Source organism: archaeon CG10_big_fil_rev_8_21_14_0_10_43_11 (assembly GCA_002763265.1).
Taxonomy (GTDB): Archaea; Nanobdellota; Nanobdellia; order PEZQ01; family PEZQ01; genus PEZQ01.
Window position 1 is genome coordinate 63,069 of sequence record PEZQ01000010.1, and the last position, 22,912, is coordinate 85,980.

A 22,912-nucleotide genomic window follows, 5' to 3' on the forward strand; every position below is an offset into this window, starting at 1 on the left:
CTTATACGCATTTTTCTAAAAAACTCACCTTCTGTGCATGTACTATTGGTATATGGGGTGAAAACCTTGCCTAAGACCCTTGAACACATTGTTGGAGATTACATTCATGCACCAATACCATTCTTTGACAACCTTAACATGGATATTAGCACATACTCGCCTCGCCGTTTTTATCGTGCAAAACGAATTACTGAAGAGTTAGAAGCAGAACTTGCTGTTTTTGCAGGAAATTTTGCAACAAGTATTGGAGACCACGACACGTTTGCGCGAAACCGTGACTGGGTGGGAACTCATTTTAAACGACCACTTAATCGCACACGATATGAACCCCAAAAAATTAATGGACAAAAAATTGGAACAGAAATCAAAGAGCTTAATGAACTTGACGACAAAATTGATTATTTTGCACACCAAGTCAAAGACTGGAAAATAAAACGACTTATCTACACCCTTGGCAGTCACGACCAAATTGAGATGGTTGTACGAACGGTTGGAGAACTTAACGAAAAAGTCAATCGCTATGAGCTCAACACACTTCGCTCGCTTGGAAACCAACCAGAACAAGTTGATTACATGCTTTCGCTCTCGCAATGGGCAGCACAAAACGGAAAAACCGTTGATGTGCCTGACGCAGGATTAGAGGAATCAAATCCTGAAGAGTACCAAAAACAAGTTGATGAATATCGAAAAAAAACGAGAAAACTGGTCAAAGAACATGACAAAGACTTTTTTGGTGAAAAGCCCGTTAAGAAAATGAAGAGTAAAAGTGACCTTGACCAGCACACTATTCATGAGGCATTCCGTGGACAGCGCCAAATGTATATTGACCTTCTTAATTCAAAAATACCAAAGATTGAGGTTGCAGGCTTTAAGTTTAATGATGATATCTATGGTCATTCATTTGAAATCGCAGCAAACCTTACTAGTGCTCGTTCACCGCAACGCTCAGGCTTTGCTAACCTTGTTGCAAGTGCTGAGCGCAGACTTGGCAATGAAGGAACGCTTCCTGATTTTATGGTGCAGGGAATGCATGGCACTATGCACTTCAAACCGTTTAGATGGTATAAAGACCAACACAAATACTCATACCTGATGCAGATTCCAAGCTTTGAAGACCCCTCAGAAGGTTTTAAGTGGAGAAAACTTCAAACAAGCGCGCTTGAAACAACAAAGAGACATGACCGTATGAACGCGCCACTGGGCATTCCTGTTCTCTACGTAGGTGAGGGAACAACACCGCACTCACTTGCATGGATTGGCAAAGATTTTCTTGATAGCAATAAACGCGTGCCAAAAACATATCATTCAATGGCTCTGCACAGTGATTGGCATGTGGGGAGTGCTGACACGTATCATTCGCTCCTTCGAAAAGCAATTCAGATTACTGCACAAGAACAGCCTGATGCAATTGCAGGACTCGATGACATCCTGCAAGCCGGACACTGGGCATCAGCGAACAAATCAGACAATCCCGTGCCACCCGCAGAAGATTTTCGCGCACAAATTAATAGAGCACGACAAAATGGTGAACGTGCTTTTCAGGAATTTCTTGAAGGCTTTGACCTCTCTTTAGAAAATCAAATACGCGTAGCACAGCGCATGACTGGAAAACTCTCAAACTCTCTTATTAAAGGAATGAACGGCAACCTTGACTGGTATGTGATTGGCGGACACCACTTAGAACTTATGGCAATCCAAAAAGGTGAAAACTGGTCATTTGGTCCGTATCTTATTGAACAAATCAAGAGCAAGGCTGAAATGATAGACCTTCAAGAACCTATTTTTGATGAAATCCAGAAAAAGAATCATAAACTCCTTGCAAAAACTGCTCAAGGCAACATTAGCATGTGGTATCACCATGAAGCAATTGAAGCCTTCGGCGAGAATGCGATTAATGGCTACAACACGATTTTAACCCACCAATTTAAGGGAGGCGGTCATGATGGAAGCCACAATAATATCCTGCATCGTGGCTATGACCGTGGTGAACTCAAACGCGCCCACCTCTCAATTAGCGGCCACTTCCACACGTCAGAATACCTTGCAATGGGAAACCTCTTTCACATCGCACGCGGAAGCTTTCAAGGCGTTACCCCCTATGGCAATGGGTACACCTGGTCTAAAGGACCGTTTGGAAACACTGATGTCAAATTCGATATGCTCTACTCTAGTCCCGGACCGCAGGGCATTCATATTGTGAAGTCGTGGACCAGCGATGTTCTTGAAAAGCTCATTGAACAAGACGATCCAGACCAGATATGGGGATTTTAAACCCCCCAACACTTTTTTTCTTGTCAAGACGTGAGTCTAATCGTTTTAAAAAAAAATAAAGAAAAAAGATATTTTTTATTTTGTTATTGTTGTGTGAGTGTTCCAATAAAGTAGCGTGCAAGAATGTTGCGAGCGCCCTGCGAATGTGGCGTGCCGCTCCCGCTTGGTCGCGTCTCGAACAATTCTGTTGCATCAATACCACACCCGTCAAGAATTGTAGGACCACCCGGGTGAGCACTCACGTATGCAGTAACATCATACACGTTTTGGTTAATAATCATCCAACAATCCTGAACACTATTGTGGACTGCAACCTCATTTGCACTGTACTCGCCAACAATCGTCGTTGATTGAGACGTGTTATTTGCGTGCGCGATATTCTCCGCTTCTGCAGCACTTTCTAAATCAGAATAACCCGTGTATTGCGTGCATCCGGTTATGAAAAGCGCGCTTGCAAAAAAGAGCGACAAAATAAGCGTGTTATGTGCCATACTAACAAACGGTCAGGCAGAGGGTATATTAATAGATTGTGAAAAAATAAAGAAAAAAAATGCAGGGATTATTCTATAGTTATGTTCCCTGAATCTTTTTGTGCAGGACCTTTTTTTTGAAGTTTAACCGTGAGTATGCCATCCTCATAGTTTGCTTTGCTTGCTTTTTTTTCAACATCAGCAGGGAGCTTGATAACTGAGCGAAAACCCCGATACTTCTTGGCGTACAAGTGCTCCTCTTGCTTTTCACTTCCTGCAGACGCGTCAATAATAAGCGCTCTACCTTCAACGGTTATACTGATATCTTCTTTTTGCATGCCCGGCAATTCAACGCGAACAATAACATGCTTATCTGTTTCTTCCACTTGCGCGAGCGGTTTTCTAAAAAGGCCGTCTTCCATTTTGAGGCGGGGCATGCGCATGGTGTTGAAAAAACCAGTGTCAAAAAAGTCATTGAAGAGCGGGGCAATTGCGCGCTCAAATTTGCGCTGAATTTTTGGAAATGAGCCAAAATCTTCTTCTAACTCTCCTTCTAACTCTTCAAGGTCATCATCAACGTGTTTGCTGGTGTACTTTCTCCACCACGTGTCCTGCAATTTCTTTTTGTGTTCTAATTTTTTTTCTTTTTTTTCTGCCATACATCAATCACCCATTACCTTTTTTTAGAGCAGATTATGCTTTAAAAATATTAATCATTCTCAACCCTTTTATTTTTCCAAGATTCCTGCAGTGTTCATGCAATGTTGTTAAGCGTTTTAATAACCAGTTCTGGAAGCGCGGGATGGATATGCATTCCTGCCCCAATATTTTTTAATTCCCCACCAAGACTCATAGCATTCACTACTTCCTGGATAAGAATAGACGCGTGCGGACCAATGATGTGAAATCCAACTATTTTTCGAGTTTCAGCATCAACAATGGCTTTAGCAAAACCAGTTGTATCCCTCATTGCAAGACCCATTGGCACATCAGAATAGCGCGCAACCCCCACAAGCACGTCACGCTCTTTTTTTGCCTGTTCTTCAGTAAGCCCTACGCTCGCGATTTGAGGATGGGTAAATATTGCGCTTGGCACCGCAGTATAATCAATTTTTTGTTTCTTTTTTGCACCCCTGTTTTTCCACACAACACTTGCTTCACGATTTGCCATGTGCTTGAACATGAATGCTCCAATCACGTCGCCAAGCGCCCAAATATTTTTCTTGCTTGTTTGCAAATACTCATCAACTTCAATAAAACCCCGCTCGTTTACGTTCACGCCAGTTTTTTCAACACGCAACTGGTCTGCGTTTGATACTCTTCCTGTTGCAACAAGAATGGTCTTTGCCCCAAACGTCTGTTTCTTCTTTGTGTTACGGTTGTAGCCAGTTACGCTCACGCCACTTTTTGTTTTTTTCACTTCACTCACGTCAATGCCCGTCACTATAGTCATCCTTTTTTTAAGCTCTTTTTCAAGCGCTCGCGCTATGTCTAGCTCACTTTGGGTTACAAGACTGTTTGCCCTTTGAAGTATAGTAATAGTAATGCCCATTGCTTCAAGAAAATGTGCAAACTCAACAGAAATATAGCCGCCACCAATAATAATCATGCTTTTAGGCGCGTGCTTTACGGTAAGAACAGACTCGTTTGTCAAGTACTCTACCGTGTCTAATCCTTTTATTGGCGGAATAAAGGGTCGTGAACCTGCAACAATAAAAATATGTTTTCCTTTGATTTTCTGCGCACCAACCTGAAGAGTGTAGTTATCAATAAACTCACCGCTTCCCTGATAAAAATCCCAGCCGCGAAAACCTTTGACCCCGGCGGTTAGTTCCTGATTTTCTTTGCTCACAATACTTCGCATGCGATTCATTATTTTTTCAAAAGAAACAGTTGAAATCCTTGTCTGTATGCCAAAATTTTTTGCGTTTCGAATGTCCATAATAACGTCAGCCGGATGAATAAGCAGTTTGGAAGGAATACACCCCACATTAAGACAGGTTCCCCCCATCGGCCCTTTATCCACCAGCGCTGTTTTCAAACCACTTTGTGCCGCCTTATTTGCAATAATAAGCCCTGAGCCTGAACCAATTACAACCACGTCATATGATTTTATCACATTCCCGCACCCAGTATTATTTTTGTTTTGTTCTGCATTTTAAGTTTTGCACAAAAACCTTAATTAATGCGTCTTGCAAGAATACAGAACGTATGGTCTTCTTGTTTTCACGCAAAAAAAGCGTTTCAAATAGATTAAAAACGCTCATAGATGACCTGTATGCTAACTCTGCATTTCGAATCTTCTTTTTTGCATCACTTCCCGTTCTTGCGGCGATTATTGGTTTTGTTTTCACCTACCAAAAAATAGACACCTGGTACGCGATTCTCAATAAGCCATGGTTTACTCCACCAAACGCGGTGTTTGGACCAGTCGGGTCAACACTCTATCTTTTGATGATTGTCTCAGCAATTCTTGTTGCAACGCACAAAAAAGTCAATTCCTCTGATGCAAAACAGGGATTTATCTGGTTTACAAAACAACTCGCCCTCAACACGCTCTGGTCAATTGCGTTTTTTGGCCTTGAAAACCTGTTTGTTGGACTGCTTGTTATCCTGCTTCTTATCGCATCAGTTCTCATTACTATGCAGTATTTTTACCGCGTGTCAAAACCAGCAGCATACCTTCTTATACCCTATCTTGTGTGGATTAGCTTTGCAACACTTCTCAACCTTGGCGTTTGGTTGCTTAATTAAATCAGGTTGCGGGGACGCTGCAGGTATGCTTTGACAAGAGGGAGTAAACTAACTTTTTGAATGCAACGGTCCTTTTTCATCTTTTTGATAATATCACGGGTATTCGTTTGCAGGTCCATAAAGACTTTGTACACTTCGCTTTGAACATCCTTACTTCGATAGGCTTCAAGGGTGATGGCACTATCAAAGAGGTCTTCAAGAGCGTCTTCGTTTTCAAATTCTATTTCACCGTCAGGCTTTATGCTCACCTGTTCAAAATCAACATCATGAAACATTTCGCGCTTGAGAATTGCATTGAGAATCGCGCCTTTAAACGTTCTTGAACTCGTAGTAAGGTAGCTTTCAGCCGTGCCTGTGCCAAGATACAGATTTGACCAGAGAATATTATTCTCTATAATTGCATAACCCCAAAAAGGCTTATCATTTTTTTTTGAATACGTGTTTTGTGTTGAAATAATGTTTGTCATACTTTTTGTCAAAAATGTACGTGTTTATAATTATTATGAAACACGGTGAAAAAAAATTGAGTGGGCCCACTGAGATTTGAACTCAGGACCTCACGATTATCAGTCGTGCGCGCTACCAGACTGCGCCATGAGCCCATGTTTTTTGCACTCTCACGTTACTAGTGAAAGCGCGAGTTTATGCGAGGTATCACGCACTTTAAGCGTGAATTCTTTCTTTGCGTTTCCCGGTTCTAACCGAGTGCTTGTCAATTTAAAAAGATTTTCTTGCTCGCTTGCAATTACCTCTGAAACGGTTTTATCTGCTTTGTATGTCATTGATTGCTCGCTTCCAACGCTCAATGTATTCTCTTTTCTAAACGCCTGCACGGTCCGCGTAATCTCACGAACCAAGCCAAGATGTGCGAGCTCTTTTGTTTCTTTTATGTCAATGCTTGCCGCATCTGTGCCGTGTGCATTATGTGGTTTTATCTTCACGGTTTTTACTTCAAGCACATTGCACATATCTGCTACGAGCGCTTTTGCTTCTTGTGACAATTTCTTTTGTGTGTATGCTACTTGAAGTGGCCAGCGAATTCTAAGACCTTTCTCATCACGAAGTGCAAGCACGCGTTCAACAACGTGCTGAACTGTTTCCATTTCTTTTTCAACACCTAAATCAATGCGTGCATCTTTTGATGTTGGCCAAGATAGCAAGTGTACGCTTTCTTCTTTTTCAAACTGCTTAAAGTATGATTGGTATATTGCTTCACTCAAAAACGGCAGGAATGGCGCGCACAGTTGTGTTACTTCGCGCATGACCGTGTAGAGTGTGCTAAGAACACCCTCCTTGTACTTGTACTCACTTTCTTTTTTTACTTTTGCGCGAATAAGCTTGACATACCACCTGCTAAAGTCGTTGAGAAAGAAATCTTCTACGGCTTTTTTTGCAAAGTGCGGATGCAACCCACGCAGTTCATCAGTTACTTTGCGAATCGTTGAGTTGAGCCGTGAGATTATCCAGCGGCTCTCAAAATCAAGTGCTTTTACGTCTCGTGGTGAGAACTCATTGAGTTCGCAGTACGTGCGCACGAATTTTGCCGTGTTCAAAAGCACATTAAGCGTGTTTTTTGCTTCTCGTGCGATTGTGTAGCCAAAGCGCATAGACATTGCAGGGTTTGCATCAGAATACATCCAGCGCATCACGTCGCCACCAAACTTTTCAAGCGCGTCTTCACCCCAAATCGCGTTTCCTTTTGATTTGTGCATACTCTCTGCTTTTTCGTCAAGCACCATGCCATGGCCAAGCACCATCTTGTATGGCGCGCGGTCTTCAAGTGTGACGCTAATAAAGAGCATGGCATAAAACCATAAGCGCACTTGTTCCATCATTTCTGTGATGAAATCTGCGGGGAACCATTTTCTCCATTGCTTTTTGTCAGTAAGATAATCAAGGGTTGAGAATGGCATGACACCCGCATCAAGCCAGCAATCACCTACTTCTTTGATGCGATGCATTTCGCTTTTGCAGTCAGGGCATTTGAGAACTACTTTGTCAATCCATGGCCTGTGCAATTCTTTGAGACTGTCCATTCCTTTGATTGCTTTTCTGGCAAGCTCATTTCTGCTTCCAATCACTTCATATGCGCTGCACGAATCGCATTTCCAGATAGGTAGGGGGTTTCCCCAATAGCGTTTTCGAGAAATATTCCAGTCTTTCATGCCGTTGAGCCAATCAAGCATACGGTTTCGAATACCCGTTGGATACCATACTACTTTTTTTGCTTCACGTATCATTCTTGGACGAATCTCATCAGATAGAATGTGCCAGCCGCGCGTTGTTTTGTAAATTAAATCAGAATGGCAGCGCCAGCACGTTGGATAACGGTGCGCAACGTTTCGTGTGGTGTAGAGCAATCCTAATTTCTCAAAATGTTTTTTTACAAGCGCATTACCCTGCATTACTGTTTTTCCTTGCAAAAAACCAGCAGTCTTATCATACGTTGCATCATCATTAACTGGTGAGAGAACTGGTAAATCATTTTCTTTTCCAAGCTGGTAATCAATCTCACCATGGCCCGGCGCGATATGAACCATACCTGTTCCTTCTTCATTACTTACCTCAGTGCTTACAATCACGCGGGGCGTTACGCCGTGCTGTTGAGGCAGTTCTAAAAACGTGTTATCATACACAACACCTTCCATCTCAGCGCCGCGAAGCGTCCCCACCACCTCGTGTTTTCCCTCAAGGGCTGAAATCAAATCTTTTGCAAGGTAGAGAATGTCGCCTTTGTGTTTTATGCGCGCATATTCCAGGTCAGGATGCACTGCAACAGCTACGTTTGAAGGAAGCGTCCAGGGCGTTGTAGTCCATACCAACAAGTACTCTCCTTTTTTTCCTGCAAGCGGGTATTTGACGTACACTGATTCGTGTGTGCGGTCAGCGTATTCGCCTGCAACTTCGTGAGAAGAAAGACTGGTTTCGCAACGAGGACACCACGGGCTTACGCGCTCGCTTTGCTCAAGCCACCCATTTTCATGACACTTTTTTAAGAATGTCCAGACCAGTTCGTTATTTTCATCGCTCATGGTATAATAGGGTTTATCCCAATCCATGACCATGCCTAACTGCTTTGAGAGCTTAATCCAGTCCTTTGAAAAGTGAAGCACGCGTTCTTTGCATGTTCTGCAAAACTTGCCAATACCATATTTTTCAATTTCTTTTTTGTTTTTGAGCTTCAAATCTTTTTCAACTTCAACTTCAACCCACAATCCCTGACAGTCAAAACCAGGCTGTGCACGTGCGTGATACCCGCGCATACGTTTAAAGCGAAGATAGGTGTCTTTGTAGGTTCTGCCCCACGCGTGATGAACTCCCATTGGGTTGTTTGCCGTTGGTGGCCCGTCAAAAAACGAGAATGTTCGCTTTGAACCTTCATTCTTGTTTAAGACTTTCTCGTTGAGTCCTTCTTTTTTCCAGAATGCTAACACTTTTTTTTCCCAATCAGAAGTAATTGTGTAATCATCAAAACTCATGGTTAATCACCAAATTGTTATAAGAATTGGCATACATAATGCTAGGGGTATTGTTATAGAATGGGACAGCTCCCAAAAATGGGATAATCACCACATACCATGATGTGAGAGTACACCCCTTTTATTTAAAAAAGTATTGGTATATGTTATGACCCCACTAGCATTCTACTACTAACTTAAGAGCGCGCCCCCCTTTTTTATCAAAACGTTAAAATCCACGTGCGCATTTTATGTTAGTGATGACTATTAATTACACGCATGTTGTAGCACACTACGCTGAGATTATAATAAAGGGAAAAAACCGCTCATTTTTTGAATCAACGCTCCTGCAAAACGCGCGCTCAATTCTCTCAGACTCAGCAATTCACGTGCACCGCCGCGCAGGACGGCTTGTTGTTGAACTTTCAAAACCGTTCAACAATGTTAGATCTGATTTTAAGCGCATTCTTGGCATTGTCAACTTTTCACCATGCCTTGTTGTTAAAAGCGAGATTGATGAGATTAAAAAAGCAGCGCTTACTATTGCAAAATACGCAAATGCAACCACGTTTAAAATCAGCACGCAACGCGCATGGAAACAATTTCCTCTTAACTCACAACAAATCAACGAAGACGTTGGCGCTCATGTTCTCAAAAAAACAAAGAAAAACGTGCGCATGAAAAATCCGGGACTCACTATCACCATTGAAGTTACTCCGCAAGAAACATATGTACACGCAGAAACATATGATGCTTTTGGCGGCCTGCCAAGCGGGACTGCAGGAAAAATAGTATCGCTTCTCTCAGGGGGTATTGACAGCCCGGTATCTTCATTTCTTATGATGAAGCGCGGCGCAACAGTCGTGCTGGTGCATTGCATGAACAAAACTATTATTTCAAGCGGTGTACAAGACAAAATAGAGCAGCTTGCAAAGCAACTTGCGCGCTACCAGCTTAATATGCGCCTCTACATTGTTCCTTTTGATGCTGTGCAGCGAGAAATTGTCAAGCACGTTTCTCCACGCTACCGCATGATTGTGTACCGCCGTTTCATGCTGCGCATTGGCGAGCGCGTGATGAAAAAAGAAGGCGCAAAAGCGCTTGTTACGGGGGATAGCTTGTCACAGGTAGCATCACAAACCCTTGACAACCTGCGAGCGGTTCGAAGCGTTACAGACCAGATTATTTTAAGCCCGCTTATTGGTTCAAATAAACAGGAAATCATTGACCTTGCAGAAAAAATTGGAACCTATCCTATTTCAATTCTGCCCTACAATGATTGTTGCAGTTTTCTTGTAGCAAAACATCCTGAGCTTAACGCAAAATCATCCCAGATAGACTTGTTTGAAAAATCCCTTGATATCAAAGAACTGGTTTATAGTGCGGTAAGAAATGCAAAACGCATCACGTATTGAATTCTTCTTCTAACTGCGCGTACATGAACACGTCATGCCAAATGCCATCTTTCACATGACTTTTTAATTCACGCGCTTCTTTTCTAAAACCTGTTTTTTCAAGCACACGCTGGGACGCAGAATTCTCTGCTATCACGTACGCGTACACACGATGCAGCTTAAGCGTGTTGAATGCGTACTCAAGAATGAGTTGCACTGCTTTTGTTGTAATTCCTTTTCCCCAGTATGCTTTGCCAATCCAGTACCCAAGTTCTGCGCGCTTTTGCTTGCGCACGTCAAGTTCCATGAGGCTAATAACCCCTGCTAGTGCTCCTGTTTTTTTAATTTCAATGCCAAAAATGTACTCTTTTCGCAATTCACGCGCCTTTTTTGCGTAAGTGATAAAATCACGCGCGTTCTTGAGAGTGTACGGGTGCGGTACTGATGTGGTGTAGCGCGAAACATCTTTGTCATTTGCCTGTTCTTTAAGTGCGGGCGCATCTTTTTTTTCAAGCGCGCGCAAAATACTATGCTCTCCTTCTAGACGGGTTTTCATAAGACTGACTCAATATCAATTTCAAACGCGGCAATAGGCAGTTCAATACCAAATGTTGTAATTACTTTTGGATGTACTTCACCAATCACGCCCACTTTCTTTTTGCCAACAAACACGTCGCCCACGCGTCCTTTAATGAAGCTTGCGTGCTTTGATTCTTTTAATGAGTATTCTATGTTGAGTGCGCGAAACACTGCGTCAAGAACGCTTTTGATGCGCGTAAAATCAGCATCGCCCGCGCACAGGAGCGCGGCAAGTCTGGTTTCGTTTCGTGTTTTTATGTCTGACACATCATCAAGGAGGACAACATCACTTGCCTCAAACAGGCTAATTGGGTACTGTTTGTGCGCGTTTTGCTCAAGATTTTTCATTAATTCAGGAAGCAACCACGTTCGGACCATATCAATTGGTGCTTTTGACTTTCCCACGCTTACATGCACGTCTTCTTTGATGTTCATGCGTGAGTACTGGTCCTGTTTTGTGCTTAATGCAAACGTGAACGTTTCACTCAGTCCAAGGCCAACCATGACATCGCGAATACTGTCAAGAAGACGGGTGCGCTCCAGCAGGTTGCCTGTTGTTGCTACATTTGGCAGTTCAGTTCCTACATTGTTAAACCCGTACGCGCGTGCAACATCATCAATTATATCAATCTCGTGCCACACATCAACACGATAGGGAAGTGTTCGGGCTTCAAGAACTCCGCTTCTAAAACGAGATGTTTCATAGCCCATCTTTGCGAGCAAGTCAGCAATGTTTTCTTCAGTAAAATCCACACCAAGCGTTTCACTCACGTTCTCAACACCCACGCGCATGCGCATGGGCTCAAGTGCCGGTGTCTTGATTGTTTTACCCTGCATTTTTGTGTGCATTATTTCAATTGTTGCGCCTTCCTCACCAAACATTGTTGCAAGAATAGTGAGCACGCTGTTAATGGTTGGTAAATGCGTTCCGGTGACTTCCATAAACACTGCATTTGTTTCTTTGGTCACACGGCCGGTTTGATTGCTGTTAATAATTGGCGGCATTGAAAGCACGCGTTTTTTTGCATCTCGAATAACAGGATATGTTTTGCATCCGTTAAGCAAGTGCGCATACTTTTGACCTGTTTCATGCGTTCGCAAAATATCACTAGCGTTCATTTCACGTGTTTTGCCAAGCGGGACAAACTGAATCTCTTTTGGGCTTTCTGCTTGATAGGTAATGGGGGTTTTAATGTGTTCAAGAGGATAAATCCCGATTGCTGCTTTTTTTCGGTCACGACCAAGTGTTGCGTGCAGTTTTTCCTGCACCCAAATTATTTCCTTAATTAATGCGTCAGTAAACGTGATATTTCTGATAATGCAGCCAACTGCGTAGGGTCGAATTTTTTTAACACTTGCATCAACAATGAACTGCGCGTTGTTGTCAACTATTTTGTAGTGGGGCAGTCCGCGTTGTTTTTTTCGATAATAACGCAGTGCTCGTGCAAGTCCTTGCGGTGCAATCAAGTCAGGACGGTCGTGCGTGAGTTCGATTTTTATCTTATCACCTGCACCGCTTTCAAGTTCAAAACCCATATCAAAAAGTGTTTTTTCAAGCTCGTCAACACTGATTTTTTCACTAAGCAAATCTTGCATGCGTGAGAGTGTGGTGTCAAGTACTACCATATTCAATCAAACCTCTTATTAGGTGTGCATTGCGAATGCTATCAATATCCACAAAATGACCAAGCACTTGCCTGATATCATCTACTTTGTACTGAAACGGAACAAGGCGTTCAAGCGCAAGACCCCACGCAATCACCGGAACGGTAATGCCCAGGGGTTTGAGCGTTTCAGGTCTAAACATGCCTGAATTGCCAAGCTCCAACCATTTTTTTTGCGATTCCCAATACCCAAAAATCTCCATGCTTGGCTCAGTGTACGGGTTGTATGTTGGTTTGAACTTGACTTTGTTCACGCCAATTTTCTGGTAGAACTCCTTGAACATGCCACACAAGTTTTTGAGTGTCAAGCCTTTTGCCACGACAAACCCCTCAATCTGGTGAAACTCGTTAAGATGGGTGGCGTCAAGAGTTTCATTTCTAAAGACACGGTCAACGCTAAAATACTTGTACGGCGGTGCGCGGCCTTTTGCAAGATAGCGAAATGATGTTTGAGTGGTGTGCGCGCGAAGCAACAATTGATTAGCAACGCGTTCACTCCACTCATACTGATGACCTTTTGAACCCGTGCTTCCACCTGTTTCGTGGATGTCTTTAATCTTTTTTGCAAGCCCGCGGGGAATATTGCCTTCTTTTGGAAAATCAAGATAATACGTGTCCATTATTTCTCTGCCCGGATGGTCCTGAGGGAAGAACATAACGTCAAAATTCCAAAACGCAGTATCAACAAAATTGCTGCGCATTTCTTCAAAGCCCATTTCAATAAAAATCTCTTTTACCCGTTTTTCAATTTCACGAAGAACATGTTTTCTCCCGCCATACACGCGAGGTGCGGTCACATGAATATCATATTCGCGAAACAAACCCCATTCCTTTTTTTTAAGAAGAGCAGGTGTAAGTTTTCCCGTAAGGGCTTTATCCTGTACTTTTGAGCGTTTCTCAACGCCTTTTTTGGTGATATTGTATGCGCGTTGCACACGATTTTTTATTTCAATCATGCCTTTTCGTTTTGCAAGCTCATGAACTGTTGTTTGTAATTCTTCTGGAAGCAGATGATAATCATATTCTTTTTCAAAGAGAAGCTCAAGCACGCGTTCCTCATCTGTTTTTGAGTAATAGTACCCCCTGCCAAGACTTGTTGCGTGCACCACACCATCAAGAATGCTTACATATCCTTGTTTTTTAAGAAACCCAATAGCATGGTTGAATTCATCACTATCAAGTTTTGCCCTAATAATACTCATTGGTTGCGGACTTTTTTCTACTATTTTTAACACGCGCTTTTCAGGAAGCCCGCTTATCCTGCTTTTCTTTGCACTTTGTCCAAGTGAGATAATTTGTTGCGCTTCTTGATCAACGTGCGCAAGTTCTTTGTCAGCAAGCCAGGCAAGCGCTTTTCGAACCTGACCCTGGTCAAGACCTGTTTTTTTAATAATATCTATCACGCGCTGGGGCTTGTTAGATAATATTTTGAGAATGTGTGTTTCAAGAGGGTGCAATGTTTGTGTCATACATACTGTGTACGGTGTGTGAGTGGGGCTGGCGTGATTTGAACACGCGACACCACGGTCTTCAGCCGTGCGCTCTCCCAGGCTGAGCTACAGCCCCATATATTGGAAGCACGACCTACACGAACACCTCCTTGTTTTTTATTTGTTTCTCTTTACAAACAAGTGTATCACCAGACATTTTTAAAACCATGTTTAGAAAAAGCAATGATGGAGTCAGTCCCGAAATAGGCATGAACCACCGGTCATAATTCACACACAGATTACGCATACTTAAATAGTTTGTTGTCAGTCTTAAAAAAAGAAAGAATGATGCGCAAAAGAACCTAACACGCATCAAAAAATTGTTTTGTTACATGTCAGGAATGATTGGCGGTCGTTCATCAGTGAGCAAAAGCAGATATGAAACTACGTGAACCGCGTAGGTCAGGTACATGTGTGTCCACGCGTGCAATGCTTTGTGTCGCTTACTTGTTGCAATGATGTGAATTAACTGGAATACTATCACAACCCCAATAAAAAGCTGAAACACCCAAAGCACAAGCCCGCACGCGATTGCGTAAGGGATACGCCACAGCAATTCAACAAGTTCTGCCTTCTTTTCATACTTGATAGAAACATCCTTTACTGTTTTCATAGTAGTTATTATGTTTTTTGAGATAATAAGGCTTTACTCTTTTGTCAAAAAAGTCTTAAATAAAAACTAACACTAATGCGTAGTATGTGGCATGTTCGCACCTACCAGTCCTTTTATGATTCATGTATCTATCACCTTCCGCCACGCTTTGCAGAGAAGGCAGGAGAACTCATATCATTTTTTCCCCTGCGCGCGGGCGTGCGCAGTAAAAAGTTACATACTCAATTATTCTCCCACACTTTTGACAACCCATTTATTCTTGGCGCAGGCTACGCGCACAACGCGCGCATGCTGCGCGGCGTGCGAAATCTTGGCGCAGGTGTAGTAACTACAAAAACTATTACTCCAACAAAGCGAAAAGGAAACCCCCACCCCCGCGTGTTTCGCTACCCTGGAGGTCTTGTTAATCATGTTGGGCTTGCAAACCGCGGCATGCGGGCATGGAGTTATGAATTGCAAAAAACAAAAGACCTTCCGGTTATTGCAAGCATTGGCGGAGACACTGTTTTTGATGTTGAAACAGTATATACAACTATCGCGCCGCATGCATCGCTTGTTGAACTTAATATGAGCTGTCCAAACACGGAGCACGGCATGTTTTTAGAAGAAGATATTGTTCGCTTGTGCGAGCACAAAAAAGAGGTGCTTGTCAAGCTTGGGCCAACACATAACCTTGCCTCCATTGTTGACGCGCTTGATGCGCACGATGTTGGTTTTACGCTTATTAACTCATATCATGGCATGAGCGGAAAAAAGCTTTACTCACGCACGCTCCAAGCGCTCACCAGTGCTGGCGCGCTCACAACAAATCCTATTGTGAGCATTGGCGGTGTTGACCATCCAAAAAAAGCAATAGAACTCTTAGCACACGGGGCTCATGCAGTGGGATTGCTCACAAGCTACATCACGCATGGACCCTACGTGTTTGAATGGTTTTCTAAAACGCTGCTTGCATATCTTGAAGAAAACTATTTTAAAGATGTTTCAGAACTTATTGCGTACGCGCTTTGAGCGCTTAAACCGGCTTTTACCGGTGTACGCGCTTTGAAAATAAAGAGAAAGAAAAAAAAAGAAAAAAACTTTTTTTTACGTCTAGATTATGCTTCCAATGTCAATTGATTCTTCTTCATCAATGATTTGTCCTTCAACACTGTTTGCAACGTCTGATGCATCAGAAATGCTCTGAGTCTCATTTGATGCCACAGCATCGCCCTGGTCTCCGGTCACATCCCTGTCATACAGTTGTGTGCAACCGCTCACAAAACTTATTGCAATGAGCGCGATTACAAGAACAATTCCTGTTTTCATTCTTCCACCGCCGTATTGTTTTGCACGATACTCGCGCGTAACACGTTTCTTAAGCGAACATTTACGTGTTGAGCGATTCCGGTTAGATTAAATTTCCGGTCAACTTGTTCAATCCTTTCTTGAATGCGCTCTTTTTGCCGCTCAACAATGTCCTCGTTTACCACGTCAGCAATCCGGTTGCGCGCGGTTTGAACAAGGTTTGTTGCAATACGTACATTGTTTGCAATTGCTTGTCGTTGTTGCGGTTCAAGCCGGTCAATGCGGTTTTTGACTTCCTGTTTTATTTCTCCAACACTCAAATTTTCTTGTCTGATGCGTTGTGCAATTGCTGTTGCGTTTATGTCTGAATTTGCAAGAAGCGAGCGAATCCTCTCTGCATTGTACTCGTGCACACGACTTCGCACCTTTTCTTTGATTGCCTGCACACGCTCATCCACGGCAGTTCTTTGGCGCTCGCGAATTATTTCCCGTTCTTGAGCTCTCAAAAACACGTGAGCAGCGTCTTTAAACTGTGTTGTTAATTCAATTGCGTCATGTTTAAAATCAACAAACAAGCGCACGTTGTTTTCGCTGTATTCTTGTTGTGATGCGTTTAACACATCCTCACTTAATGCCTGCATTTCAAGCACGATTGCGTCAAGCCCGCTTACGTCATTACTCTCATTCTTTTCTTGAATATCTGCAATAATTTCATTTGCGCGCGCTCTATTTTTTTCAATTGCTTCTTGAAGCTGGAGCATGCGTACCTCCCAGCCGTGTTGCGTTGTTATTGCAAGCAATTCACGACGGGTTTTGTTTGAGATAATGTTTGCTTCTTCAAGCTCTGACTCAAATTCGTCATCCTGCTCATCTTCATCAATCTCTTCTTCCTCATCAAGTGCTTCTTGAGCGTTCAAACAAATAGCCTCAATACACGCTTGGTCACTTGCGCAATCACTGTCGCTTTGACAGGATACAAGCGCGTATGCTGCAGGAACGCTCTCTGCTTTTTGAGGGCATTTATCAATTGCGCTTCCCTCAACGCGTCCGTCAACTACGCGTTCTTTATCTGCTCCAAAATAGATGCGGTCAGTTTCGTTCCCGTCAATAGCAAGCGAGAGCAAAACCGCATTACTTTCAGACACAAATCGCACACAATCAAAGTGTGGTCCAACACGTGCGTTGAAATGAATGGCTGTATCATTAATGCGAAACTTGTCACGTCGTTCAAGTGCAAATGGTCGCACACCGCAAAAGCCTGTGTCAGTTGTTATATTTCCTGTGAGCACATGGTACTGCCCACTAGTTTTTGAGTCTCCGTTACCGCAAAGCGTCCAAATATTATGCTCATTTTGGAATATGAAGTAACCAAGCTCATCTCCCGGTTTAATGACTGGTCGAAATGACTCGTCATGTGCAAACGCGCCACTCACTAAGAATATGAGTGCGAGCGCGGATGCGAAAAGTATTTTTTTCATAAAACATTCACCTGACCCATATCCTTATCCCTAGAAGTACTGGTTTTTATGCGTTACTATTGGGGTAGTTTGCAACCCGTTTTTTGTGCGAGCGCATCTAATGGTTGCAATCCTACTAATCGCGACTCGTCACTAAAAATCCATGTAGGCGTGCTTTGAATGTTTTTATCAACACACGCCTTTCGAAGACCTTGTCCATTGCCCAAATCACACTCAACATACTCAACAAATGTTATGCTTGAGCCAAACTGTGCTTTCTGTTTTGTACAGGCGCCACAATAATACGTGCCATACATTTTTGCACCACTCATGGTAAGGCATTGCGCAAATTCATCATACTTGCCAGGTTCGCTGACAAAAAATCCGCTAATTGTTGCACCCCCAAGAAGAAGTACGGCAAACACGCCAATAACACCCAGTCCAACCACATATTTGGGATTCATGTCTACTCTTGTTTCAATCATGGTTTGCATTTAAGCATACCGCTTATCAAATAATGCTTGGAAGCGCACAGCCTGTTTTGCTTGCAAGCTGGCTAAATGTCATGGGTTGTGTGCGTTTTGAACCATCAGCAAACATCCATGTTGGATACTTGTTTACTCCACTAGCAATGCACACACTCCTCTGCACAGAACAATCAATAAAGGTCACGTACTCCCAGCTAATGCCAAACAGGGTTTGCGCCTCATCATAATGTGTGGTTCCTGCAATGCCGTACAGTTTTGCACCTTTTTGCGTAAGGCATTGCGCAAAGCGCGTATACTCTTCAGGAATACGTGTCACATAACTGCTTGAGCTAAGCACTGCAATCATGATAGCAACGCCTACTACAAGAAAACCGACGAAAATAATAAACTCGCCAAAATTCATTATTCTAATTGATTTAATTCTTTGGATTTAAATGTACCTTGAAATTGGGTAAAACCTTATTAATTTGAATGGTTTTAGCGTATGTGTGGTGAAACAGTAATGGCATTTATTGGGGAGAAGGCGCCTAACTTTCAAACAAAAGCATATCATAACGACCAAATAAAAACAATAAAACTTTCAGACTATCATGGAAAATGGATTATTCTTTTTTTCTATCCTGCTGATTTTACGTTTGTATGCCCAACAGAACTTGGAGAACTTGCAGACTACTATAATGAACTTAAAAAACTCAAAGTTGAAGTGCTTAGCGTAAGTACGGATACTGAATACGTGCATAAAGCTTGGCATGACGCGTCAGATACAATTAAAAAAATAAAATTTCCTATGCTCGCAGACCCAACAGGAAACATTTGCAAATCGTATGGAACTTATATTGACGGTGAAGGCCTCAGTTGGCGCGCAACATTTTTGATTGACCCTGAAGGAGAAATTGTGGCTGTGGAAATGAATTCTAATAGCATTGGCAGAAACGTAACCGAGCTTATCAGAAAGCTTCAAGCAGCCCAATACGTGTACACGCATGGCGGAGAAGCGTGTCCTGCAAGCTGGACGCCAAACAGTAAGACGCTCAAGCCGGGCTTGAACTTGGTTGGAAAAATCTAAATCACTTTTTATTGCTTTAGCATTTGAAAAAACGGGTAATGCCTAAACACAATGATGGCGCATGTTAGTGTATTCATAGTTGTTTGAATCTTTTTTTTCCTGATAGGGCATATATATTGCTTTTGATTTTTCAAAATCACGCATAAGCACGCGTTCAATTGATACGCGCGAAAACTGTTTAGTGTAGCGCTCAATGCGTGAAACGTGCACTGCGGACTCAACACGCGCAACATGGCCGGTGTTTGCAATGAGTTCAAGACCTCCTTCAAATGTTTTAGAAACGCCAACAAACGCGCCACGCACGTGCAATCCCGCGTCAGTTGCGAGTTGTGTTGCTGTGCGCATTGTTTTTCCCCTGCCTGAGAAATCATCAACAAGCACGCAATTCGTGTAGGGTTCTTGTGTTACTTGATTGGTAAGCAAGTCAAGAGGAAGGTAGAGTGTTTCTTTTGTTCCATACGTGCGCGATTCAACATCTTGCGTTAATACCTTTTTTCCTTTAAATGTTGCGGGCTCGCCTTTTGAAATGCCAATAACATCAAGCCCGAGCGCGCATGAAAGAAAGGACGCAAGAAACGGTCCTGAATTTCGAATAGTAACAATACAGTCAGGAGCTGGTGTGAGACTGTTGAAAAATTCAGGAATGAATCGCGTTTGAATCGCCTCATTCCATAATTGCGCGGGAAGTTTGTAATTGATAAAGTGGGTTTGGTCAAGAATGTTTGAGCCAACAACACGGCCTTTGCTAAAATAGTCCAAAAATCGTTGTTCAAGCGTGTTTTGTGCCATATTTGCTTGAGTAGCAGGCCATTTTTATGCTTTTTGTTATAACAGATACATTTTTAATGTCTGTGTATAATTCAAGAAATCATGCACGACATATTTAAACACTGGTCAGAACTTGAACGCGACCTTGCAGTCACGCTTAAATCATACGAATTGGCGCTTGTGCGTTCTGAAAGAAAGTATAACAAATCTTCTCAAAACATTATGTCTGTTGCTCCTCTTCTTTATCGCAGCATAAACAAATTTATTGTCTATGGTCAGAGTAATAAATTTCATGGCATTCTCAAAGATACTCCTGCATCTCATACGCTTAGCAATGACCTTGCACGAAACGTGCGCGCACAAACTGCAAAACTTGTAAAACAACAAGACGACCAGCGCGGAGTTCGCGATTATTTGCTTAAAGAGCAATCACAGCTCAATGAGCGCATGTCGCGTGTTCATACACGCGTTAGTGCATACACACCTCTTCTTGGCGCGCAAAACGTTGCTTCCATGCGGGGTATGCTTCTTGAACTGCATAACGCATATACACCCTTCTTTTCTGCAATGGATAACGAGATTAAGATGCGTCTTGATTTGTTCTCTGAATTTGAGAACATGACTATTGAAGACCAAAGCACGGCAAACACGTTTGCGTATTATGTTCTTGCAGTATTCCATCAGCCAAACTTGTTGGAAACGACAGAAGCTAAAGCCGAGAAAGAACGTATTAACCACCTTGCTGATGCTATTTATGATGAATTTCGTGTATTGGATGCTTTTGTTCGCGGCTTGCGTTTTGACAACGATACAAAAGAACTGCATGCCACGCGCACCTCTCTTGTAAACCTTGTTTCTGAGCGTGCATGGTAGAAATTCTTTTTAATCCCTCCGCTTATTAGTAAATACATGTCTTTGCTTCATGCGGTGTGTGTTTCTTCTCTGCGCGCAGCATACGCGAAAAAAGGAGGTTATGTTAGAGCAGGTTCACGCATGTTTCGTGACTTGTGGGCGCGAGACTTTGGCTTTGCTCTTCCCGGCATTCTTGATATTGGGGATATCGTGCCGTCAAAAAAAAGTTTTGACGTGCTTTTTTTACACCAGCATCAAAGCGGTCAAATACCCCGCTTTGTGAGCCCTACACCAAGCAACCTGCTTCGCGGACCACTTACGTTTAACATTTTTGACATCCGCCAGTCTGAACGTTTTCCGCTCACACCAAGCTACACCACGTATGCCGGAACAGTTGATGTTGATTCAAGCGCGATTACGATTATTTCTTATGATTATTTTCTTGAGAAAACACAAGCGCATCCCACTTTCTATCACAACATGGTCTGCGCAGCAGACTGGCTTGCAAAACAGGGCGTTGACATGACGGGCAGTATTCGCATGCAGGCCTTTAGCGGGTGGGAGGATTCTATTAATAAGACCAAACGAAAACTTTCTTTTTTTGAAGAAATGCTTGGCCACGCGGGGCGCATGCATCCTGATGATTTTGGCAGTGACATCTACCAAAACATGCTTGCAAAAGAAGCATTTCGCGTTGTTGCATGCCGCGCAAAAGACGCGCATACACAAAAAAAGAATGCGCAACGGGAGAAAACGCTTGAACAAAGCATTCAAAGTACGTTCTGGAATGAGGACGGTTACTTTAATGATTTTGTTGGCGAGGGTGGCAATAACTTGAATGCTGCTGGAAACTTGCTTGCTATTCTCTACAACGTGGCAACGCCAAAGCAAACAAAATCAATTCTTGAAAAAATTGAAGAATTTGAAATGAACAAACCTTTTGGTCTAAAAACGCGAAACAAAAAAGTCCCGCTCTGGCGCATTGGCAGAAATGCACGCTTCGTAGGAATTTCTGATTATCAGGACACAACACACTGGCTGTGGCTTGGCGCGCTCTATGCGCAGGTACTTGCCATGAATAGAAGGAAAAGTGATGCGCGCTATGAGCTTGAAAAAATTGAAAATCTTATTGAAAAGCAGGGTCAAATCCATGAAGTGTACCAGAGTACGGGCAAACCCCTCAAAAGCTGGTTTTTTAAAAGTGAAGAAGACTTTGCGTGGAGTTCAGGCATGCTCTTGCACGCAATGAAATGTGCAGAATATTAATAGTTACACCCTGCAGAATTATTCACTCACATAATACCTGATTTTTTTTGGTGAATAGTAACACACGCGTATTCTCAAAAACATTATAATAGCCGGGATACCTAGTACTACGTAATGGCAAAAGATGAGTTTATTGTAACACCCTATGAGGTAACTGGTACGGTTGATTATGCTAAACTCATCAAACAATTTGGCACCCAAAAAATAGACAACAAGCTCTTAGAACGCGTCAAAAAACACACGGGAGATTTGCATTTCATGCTTCGCCGCGGAATTTTTTTTTCACAGCGAGACGTGAACTGGTTACTTGACCAGTACGAGAACGGAAACCCTTTCTATTTATATACGGGCAGAGGCCCCTCTGGCGGCACGCACTTAGGTCACCTTGTGCCGTGGGTTTTTACCAAATGGTTACAGGACAAGTTTAATGTTAAGCTCATCTTTCAACTTACTGACGATGAGAAATACTTGTTTAACCCTGACCTTGAAGCAGACCAAACAAAGCGTTTTGCCCTTGACAATGCGCTTGATGTTATCGCTCTTGGGTTTAAACCAAAAAACACTGAAATCATCATTGATACAGACTACTCAAAGACGTTGTACAATCAGGCAATCCGCGTTGCAAAACGCTTAACGTTTTCAACAGTAAAAGCAGTGTTTGGGTTTGATAACAGCACGAATGTTGGTTTGAGTTTTTTTACCAGTATGCAGGCAGTACCTGCATTCTTAGAAAGCGTGCGTCAAGGAAAAAACGTGCCGTGTCTAATACCGCATGGCATTGACCAAGACCCTCATTTTAGAATATCTCGAGATATCATGCCTAAACTGGGATACTACAAGCCCGCAAGCATTCACAACCGCTTTATTCCTGGACTCAAAGAGGGTGGTAAAATGAGCGCGTCAGACCCGGACTCAACCATTTACACGACTGACACGCCAAAAGATGTGAAACGAAAAATCGGCAAATCATTTAGCGGGGGCCGAGAAACAGTAGAACTCCACAGAAAACATGGCGGCAATCCTGATGTTGATACC

The 22,912-nt window shown here is 42.8% G+C and carries 21 protein-coding genes, 2 tRNA genes and 1 pseudogene (1 of these 24 running past the window's edge); 8 read left to right on the plus strand and 16 right to left on the minus strand.

Annotated elements, in window-relative coordinates; translation table 11 throughout:
* Positions 1-33: 33 nt before the first annotated feature.
* Entirely contained in the window at positions 34-2,271 is a 2,238-nt protein-coding gene (locus COT72_05420) for a hypothetical protein (GenBank protein ID PIN99686.1), read from the plus strand.
* Between the two features lie 83 nt (positions 2,272-2,354).
* Here COT72_05420 and COT72_05425 read toward each other — a convergent pair whose 3' ends face one another.
* The 3 genes from COT72_05425 to COT72_05435 form a co-directional block, all read right to left on the minus strand.
* Positions 2,355-2,762 (minus strand): hypothetical protein, encoded by a 408-nt coding sequence (locus COT72_05425; protein PIN99687.1) that lies wholly within the window; start codon positions 2,760-2,762, stop codon positions 2,355-2,357.
* 68 nt (positions 2,763-2,830) lie between these two features.
* Entirely contained in the window at positions 2,831-3,400 is a 570-nt protein-coding gene (locus tag COT72_05430; GenBank protein PIN99688.1) for a hypothetical protein, read from the minus strand.
* 95 nt (positions 3,401-3,495) lie between these two features.
* Entirely contained in the window at positions 3,496-4,860 is a 1,365-nt protein-coding gene (locus COT72_05435; protein ID PIN99689.1) for a dihydrolipoamide dehydrogenase, read from the minus strand.
* A gap of 92 nt (positions 4,861-4,952) precedes the next feature.
* Here COT72_05435 and COT72_05440 point away from each other — a divergent pair, with 92 nt between their 5' ends.
* Entirely contained in the window at positions 4,953-5,495 is a 543-nt protein-coding gene (locus COT72_05440) for a TspO protein (GenBank protein PIN99690.1), read from the plus strand.
* Here COT72_05440 and COT72_05445 read toward each other — a convergent pair.
* The 3 genes from COT72_05445 to COT72_05455 all read right to left on the minus strand — a co-directional run bounded on the left by COT72_05445 (position 5,492) and on the right by COT72_05455 (position 8,974).
* Positions 5,492-5,962 (minus strand): hypothetical protein, encoded by a 471-nt coding sequence (locus COT72_05445; GenBank protein PIN99691.1) that lies wholly within the window; start codon positions 5,960-5,962, stop codon positions 5,492-5,494. The genes COT72_05440 and COT72_05445 overlap by 4 nt on opposite strands.
* 61 nt (positions 5,963-6,023) lie before the next feature.
* Positions 6,024-6,097: transfer RNA gene (locus COT72_05450), tRNA-Ile, on the minus strand.
* A 15-nt stretch (positions 6,098-6,112) separates the two neighbouring features.
* Positions 6,113-8,974: an isoleucine--tRNA ligase gene (locus COT72_05455; GenBank protein ID PIN99692.1), complete on the minus strand. Its 2,862-nt coding sequence runs from the start codon at positions 8,972-8,974 to the stop codon at positions 6,113-6,115.
* Positions 8,975-9,204: 230 nt separating this feature from the next.
* Here COT72_05455 and thiI point away from each other — a divergent pair, with 230 nt between their 5' ends.
* Positions 9,205-10,368 carry a tRNA 4-thiouridine(8) synthase ThiI gene (thiI, locus tag COT72_05460; GenBank protein PIN99693.1) on the plus strand — a complete coding sequence of 388 codons (1,164 nt, stop codon included), beginning with the start codon at positions 9,205-9,207 and terminating at the stop codon, positions 10,366-10,368.
* On the opposite strand, the gene COT72_05465 is transcribed toward thiI, so the two are convergent.
* From COT72_05465 to COT72_05485, 5 genes are all read right to left on the minus strand, one after another.
* A complete protein-coding gene (locus tag COT72_05465) occupies positions 10,358-10,903 on the minus strand; it encodes a hypothetical protein (protein ID PIN99694.1) in 546 nt (181 codons plus the stop codon). The two genes, thiI and COT72_05465, sit on opposite strands and share 11 nt — an antisense overlap.
* Positions 10,900-12,552, minus strand: coding sequence for a phenylalanine--tRNA ligase subunit beta (locus tag COT72_05470; GenBank protein PIN99695.1), 1,653 nt, complete (start codon positions 12,550-12,552; stop codon positions 10,900-10,902). The genes COT72_05465 and COT72_05470 overlap by 4 nt, the downstream gene beginning before the upstream one ends.
* Positions 12,539-14,059, minus strand: a complete 1,521-nt coding sequence (locus tag COT72_05475) for a phenylalanine--tRNA ligase subunit alpha (protein ID PIN99696.1) — start codon at positions 14,057-14,059, stop codon at positions 12,539-12,541. The genes COT72_05470 and COT72_05475 overlap by 14 nt, the downstream gene beginning before the upstream one ends.
* Positions 14,060-14,082: 23 nt before the next feature.
* Positions 14,083-14,156 (minus strand) — tRNA-Phe (locus COT72_05480).
* A gap of 252 nt (positions 14,157-14,408) precedes the next feature.
* On the minus strand, positions 14,409-14,693 hold the full coding sequence (locus COT72_05485; protein ID PIN99697.1) for a hypothetical protein: 285 nt from the start codon (positions 14,691-14,693) through the stop codon (positions 14,409-14,411).
* A gap of 75 nt (positions 14,694-14,768) precedes the next feature.
* Between COT72_05485 and COT72_05490 the strand changes: the two genes are divergently transcribed.
* Positions 14,769-15,704, plus strand: coding sequence for a hypothetical protein (locus COT72_05490; GenBank protein PIN99698.1), 936 nt, complete (start codon positions 14,769-14,771; stop codon positions 15,702-15,704).
* Between the two features lie 81 nt (positions 15,705-15,785).
* On the opposite strand, the gene COT72_05495 is transcribed toward COT72_05490, so the two are convergent.
* Genes COT72_05495 through COT72_05510 form a run of 4 tightly spaced genes read right to left on the minus strand, consistent with a single transcriptional unit; the run spans position 15,786 to position 18,328 of the window.
* On the minus strand, positions 15,786-16,001 hold the full coding sequence (locus COT72_05495; protein ID PIN99699.1) for a hypothetical protein: 216 nt from the start codon (positions 15,999-16,001) through the stop codon (positions 15,786-15,788).
* Positions 15,998-17,458, minus strand: coding sequence for a hypothetical protein (locus tag COT72_05500; GenBank protein PIN99700.1), 1,461 nt, complete (start codon positions 17,456-17,458; stop codon positions 15,998-16,000). Before COT72_05500 ends, COT72_05495 begins: the two co-directional genes overlap by 4 nt.
* 56 nt (positions 17,459-17,514) lie before the next feature.
* Positions 17,515-17,922, minus strand: coding sequence for a hypothetical protein (locus COT72_05505; GenBank protein ID PIN99701.1), 408 nt, complete (start codon positions 17,920-17,922; stop codon positions 17,515-17,517).
* Between the two features lie 25 nt (positions 17,923-17,947).
* Positions 17,948-18,328 carry a hypothetical protein gene (locus COT72_05510; protein ID PIN99702.1) on the minus strand — a complete coding sequence of 127 codons (381 nt, stop codon included), beginning with the start codon at positions 18,326-18,328 and terminating at the stop codon, positions 17,948-17,950.
* A 99-nt stretch (positions 18,329-18,427) separates the two neighbouring features.
* Here COT72_05510 and COT72_05515 point away from each other — a divergent pair, with 99 nt between their 5' ends.
* The gene (locus COT72_05515; protein PIN99710.1) at positions 18,428-18,991 is read left to right on the plus strand and encodes a peroxiredoxin; all 564 of its coding nucleotides are present in this window, start codon (positions 18,428-18,430) and stop codon (positions 18,989-18,991) included.
* Between the two features lie 42 nt (positions 18,992-19,033).
* On the opposite strand, the gene COT72_05520 is transcribed toward COT72_05515, so the two are convergent.
* Positions 19,034-19,780, minus strand: coding sequence for a hypothetical protein (locus COT72_05520; GenBank protein PIN99703.1), 747 nt, complete (start codon positions 19,778-19,780; stop codon positions 19,034-19,036).
* An 81-nt stretch (positions 19,781-19,861) separates the two neighbouring features.
* Between COT72_05520 and COT72_05525 the strand changes: the two genes are divergently transcribed.
* The 3 genes and pseudogenes from COT72_05525 to COT72_05535 all read left to right on the plus strand — a co-directional run.
* On the plus strand, positions 19,862-20,632 hold the full coding sequence (locus COT72_05525; GenBank protein PIN99704.1) for a hypothetical protein: 771 nt from the start codon (positions 19,862-19,864) through the stop codon (positions 20,630-20,632).
* 36 nt (positions 20,633-20,668) lie between these two features.
* Positions 20,669-21,877 (plus strand): hypothetical protein, encoded by a 1,209-nt coding sequence (locus tag COT72_05530; protein ID PIN99705.1) that lies wholly within the window; start codon positions 20,669-20,671, stop codon positions 21,875-21,877.
* A gap of 114 nt (positions 21,878-21,991) precedes the next feature.
* Positions 21,992-22,912: pseudogene (locus COT72_05535) on the plus strand (tryptophan--tRNA ligase); it runs 175 nt beyond the window's last position.